Consider the following 3,904-nt stretch of genomic DNA (forward strand, 5'->3'; position numbering starts at 1 on the left):
CGGCAACCACTGCGGCGTGACCGCGCGCCAATAAAAAATCCCGATTTCTTGTATCCTGATATGCGTGTTGTTAACCGGGCGCAGTGCAGCGCCCATGGGCAGGCGTATCTTAGGAGATGGTGTTGGCTCAGATCAAAATCCCGGCCGTGTACATGCGCGGCGGCACCAGCAAAGGCGTGTTCTTCTGTAAGGACTGGCTGCCGGACGATCCGGCTGTACGCGACCGCGTATTGCTGCGCGTGATGGGCAGCCCAGATCCCTACGGCCAGCAAATCGACGGCATGGGAGGCGCTACCTCGAGCACCAGCAAGGTCGTGCTGGTCAGCCGGTCTGCCCGTGCGGATTGCGATGTCGACTACCTGTTCGGCCAGGTGGCAATCGACAAGGCGATGATTGACTGGTCAGGCAATTGCGGCAACCTGACGGCCGCGGTCGGGCCGTTCGCGATTGCGCAAGGTTTGCTGGATGCTCCGCGCGACGGCATCGCTGTCGTCCGTATCTGGCAGGCGAACATTCACGCGAAGATCGTCGCCCATGTCCCGATGCAGGACGGCGCAGTGATGGAGGACGGCGATTTTGAGTTGGACGGCGTCACCTTCCCGACGGCCGAGATCAAGATCGAGTTCCTGGACCCGAGCGGCGAAGGCGATGAAGGCGGCGCAGGAGGCATGTTTCCGAGCGGGTCGCCGCTCGACCTGCTGGATGTGCCCGGCGTAGGTGCGGTCGAACTGACCATGATCAATGCCGGTAACCCGGCTATCTTCGTCGATGCGGCAACGCTCGGACTGACGGGCAACGAATTGCAGCGCGACGTCAACGGTAATCCCGGGCTGCTGCGGAAAGCGGAAGCGATCCGCGCCCACGCCGCGGTGCGGATGGGGCTGGCAAAGACAGCCGAGGAAGCAAGCCAGCTGCGGCCGCACACGCCCAAACTGGCTTTTGTGGCAAAACCTTCCGCCTATGTGGCGTCGAACGGCAAGCATATCGATCCTGCCGCGCTCGATATCAATGCGCGCATATTTTCGATGGGAAAACTGCATCACGCCATGACAGGAACCGGAGCGATAGCGATCGCCGTCGCCGCCGCGATTCCCGGCACCGTCGTCAATCGCCTGATGACGCAGCAGGCGAATGGCAAGGTCCGCTTCGGCCATCCTTCCGGCAGCCTGGTTGTCGGCGCCGAGGCAGAGCAGCGCGACGGCGCCTGGGTAGTGACCAAGGCGGTCATGAGCCGCAGTGCGCGCCGGCTGATGGAAGGAACCGTGCTTGTGCCGTCTGCGGTTTTCCCGGCTGGTTTTTAAATGCCGGTTTTATGCGCAGTAAATAACAACCGAAGCCCGAGAGCCGCTATGGCGCCGGCGGCGACGCGGTCGATCCACGTCTTGGCGCGCAGATAAAGTTCGCGCGGCCGTTTGCTGGAAAAACACAAGGCAACCACCGTATACCAGCCGGCTTCGACCGCAAAAACCAGCGGCGGCAGGGCGAAGTAACACCAAAGGGGCGGATGCTGGGGCAGCAGGGCGGCGAAGATGCTGCCATAGGCGACGGCGGTCTTCGGGTTGCTCAATTGCGTGCTGAGGCCGACCCAGAACGATTTACGCACATTGCCCGCGTTTGCCGCCTGGGCGCTGTCAAGGGCAAGCGGAGCCGCCGCCCCGCGCCAGATTTTGGACGCCAGGTAAATCAGATACAGGCCGCCGGCTATCTTAAGCCCCATATACAGCCATCCCACGGTTGCCAGCAAGGTATACAGCCCGACCAGCGCGACGCCGCTGAAGAAAACGCCGCCGATCCCCATGGCGACGGCCGTGGCCAAGCCATCGCGGCGCGACAGGCCGATAGAATGCCTGGCAACAATGACAAAACTCGGGCCCGGGCTCATCGCCCCGATTAATAGCGCTGCGAGAATGGCTAGGATGGCGGCTGACGGGCTCATTGGGGTATCTCCTTAAGGTGACGGCAGGAATTCCAGATCAATGAAAATATACACTTCCTGCTCAATCGGTGCTGTAACTTGAGATGTCGGGCGGACCGGTGAGCGGGTGAGTACATATATTTCCCTTGATTTTTTTGATGGATGCAAAGATATTCTGAATTCGTCCAACGAAATGGCTTCTATGCAAACTCTTCCCCTACGCCTGAATCCTGGACAGGACTTGCGCAGCACTCTTGAATCGGTGCTGGCCGAACACAGCGTCAGCGCGGCCTTCGTACTCCAGGGTATTGGCAGCTTATCCGTGGCGCAGCTGCGGTTTGCCGGGGCGCAGCAGGCGATTGAATTTCGCGGTGACCTGGAAATACTGACTCTCGCCGGATCGCTTTCGCCCGACGGTGTCCATCTCCATATGACTGTCTCCGATGCAGAAGGCCGCGTGCTGGGCGGCCATGTGGCTGCTGGCTGCATTGTCAGAACGACGGCCGAGGTGTTGCTGGCGCTGCTGCCGGGGTATGGCTTTGCCCGTGAAGCGGATGTGGTTTCGGGTTTCAATGAGTTGGTGATACGGCGGCAATCACATCCGGATGGCGCTTGATCCTAAATGGATATCGACTAATATTTTCAAAGAATTACGCGTTCATTTTTTGAAAAATTCATTCGTTGTGCGGCAGCGGATAAAATGCCGCTTGTCTTCACTTGACCGGACTACACCCATGAATATTTTCCTCCGCCGGCTGTTGCCGTGTCTCGTTGCTTGTTCATTGCACGCAATGCCAGCCAGCGCCGATACTACCGTGCGCTCATTGGGCGAGGTGCGTAGCGCCATCAAGACCGCCGACGCGCCAGCACCAGACGGGTTCGGCCAGCAGCTGCCGGGCGGCTTCACGAAAGATTTCCTGGCCTTGCAACTCGCGCCGGGACGCGATCCGAAGCGCCTGGTGCTGGCCGGTGCAAAACCGTGGCCGCAGCGGCCAGGCATGTATGTGGGTGTGGTATGCCTGACGGCATCGCCTGGGCACGCAGCCATCGCTCTGAGATATCCGGTGGGTGATTGCGCGGGGTTTGACGATGGTACAGATAACGAGATCTGGTTCGGTGTGTTCGAGCGTGGCGCTGACAATGTGCCGCGGCTTATGGCCCGCACCGATGTGCCTGTCGCGGTTCCGACTGACTGGAGTACGGCCGGCAACATCGATGTGCCGCCAACCATTGGCTCCGGAGACGACAAAGGAGCAGTTGTGGGCTTGCCGCAGAACTGGCAGCGTTTTGACCTGGCGCCTTATCTGTTGCGAGACGGTGATTATGCCTTCGGCGTGAGGGCAGGATGGTTCGAGAGCTACGCCGGCGGTGGCGCCTCGTTTGAAGCGCTGTATCTTTTTCACATTGACGGCAAGTCGCTGCGCGTCGTATTTGCGCAGCCTATGATGTTCGACCAGACGATTGCCGGCGAGTGGCACAAGGACGGGACCCGCAGCCACGATGTGTCGAGTAGCAGCAACTCTCTCGTGGTCCTGTCTGGTGTTACCGACGGCTTTCACGATCTGCAATTGCGCGAGAAGGGCGGGAAGTCGCGGCAGACATTCCAGTGGTCGAAGGAAATGAAGTCTTATCAGCCGCAGTAATGCGATGTCGCCGCTATGAACTGGGCGTTTTTTGCGAACGTTTTTTGCGAAACATAACAAAAAGGCCCTCATTGCTGAGAGCCTTTTGTTTTGTGGTGCCCGAGGCCGGACTTGAACCGGCACACCCTTACGAGCGAGAGATTTTAAGTCTCTTGTGTCTACCGATTTCACCACTCGGGCAATTCTGCGGCTTCGAAGAAACGCGCAAAACATGCATCAACAGCAACTGCCTGCGATACGGGACAGGGCCGCATTCTAACAGGTTCTCATTGCCAAGACCACCTGTCATCCATCCGCATCAGCGCAGGCGGCCTAGTTCACGAAACGTACATCGGAAGCGGCAATC

At 59.3% G+C, this 3,904-nt stretch carries 4 protein-coding genes and 1 tRNA gene; 3 read left to right on the forward strand and 2 right to left on the reverse strand.

Features of this window, described 5'->3' with window-relative positions; all coding sequences use genetic code 11:
- Positions 1-116: 116 nt before the first annotated feature.
- On the forward strand, positions 117-1,301 hold the full coding sequence (gene prpF, locus JWQ61_RS03625) for a 2-methylaconitate cis-trans isomerase PrpF (protein WP_304359313.1): 1,185 nt from the start codon (positions 117-119) through the stop codon (positions 1,299-1,301).
- Here prpF and JWQ61_RS03630 read toward each other — a convergent pair.
- A complete protein-coding gene (locus JWQ61_RS03630) occupies positions 1,298-1,936 on the reverse strand; it encodes a LysE family translocator (protein ID WP_304359314.1) in 639 nt (212 codons plus the stop codon). The genes prpF and JWQ61_RS03630 overlap by 4 nt on opposite strands.
- A gap of 181 nt (positions 1,937-2,117) precedes the next feature.
- Between JWQ61_RS03630 and JWQ61_RS03635 the strand changes: the two genes are divergently transcribed.
- The gene (locus JWQ61_RS03635) at positions 2,118-2,531 is read left to right on the forward strand and encodes a PPC domain-containing DNA-binding protein (RefSeq protein ID WP_304359316.1); all 414 of its coding nucleotides are present in this window, start codon (positions 2,118-2,120) and stop codon (positions 2,529-2,531) included.
- A gap of 118 nt (positions 2,532-2,649) precedes the next feature.
- Positions 2,650-3,558, forward strand: coding sequence for a hypothetical protein (locus tag JWQ61_RS03640; RefSeq protein WP_304359315.1), 909 nt, complete (start codon positions 2,650-2,652; stop codon positions 3,556-3,558).
- Positions 3,559-3,651: 93 nt separating this feature from the next.
- Here JWQ61_RS03640 and JWQ61_RS03645 read toward each other — a convergent pair.
- Positions 3,652-3,738 (reverse strand) — tRNA-Leu (locus JWQ61_RS03645).
- Between the last annotated feature and the right edge of the window lie 166 nt (positions 3,739-3,904).

It is taken from the genome of Collimonas fungivorans (assembly GCF_028292705.1).
Lineage (GTDB): Bacteria > Pseudomonadota > Gammaproteobacteria > Burkholderiales > Burkholderiaceae_D > Collimonas > Collimonas fungivorans_B.

Bases quoted from the DNA above. Each gene is read 5' to 3' on its own strand.
- JWQ61_RS03640 (WP_304359315.1), top strand. From the start codon at position 2,650: ATGAATATTTTCCTCCGCCGGCTGTTGCCGTGTCTCGTTGCTTGTTCA.
- JWQ61_RS03635 (WP_304359316.1), top strand. From the start codon at position 2,118: ATGCAAACTCTTCCCCTACGCCTGAATCCTGGACAGGACTTGCGCAGC.
- prpF (WP_304359313.1), top strand. From the start codon at position 117: ATGGTGTTGGCTCAGATCAAAATCCCGGCCGTGTACATGCGCGGCGGC.
- JWQ61_RS03630 (WP_304359314.1), bottom strand. From the start codon at position 1,936: ATGAGCCCGTCAGCCGCCATCCTAGCCATTCTCGCAGCGCTATTAATC.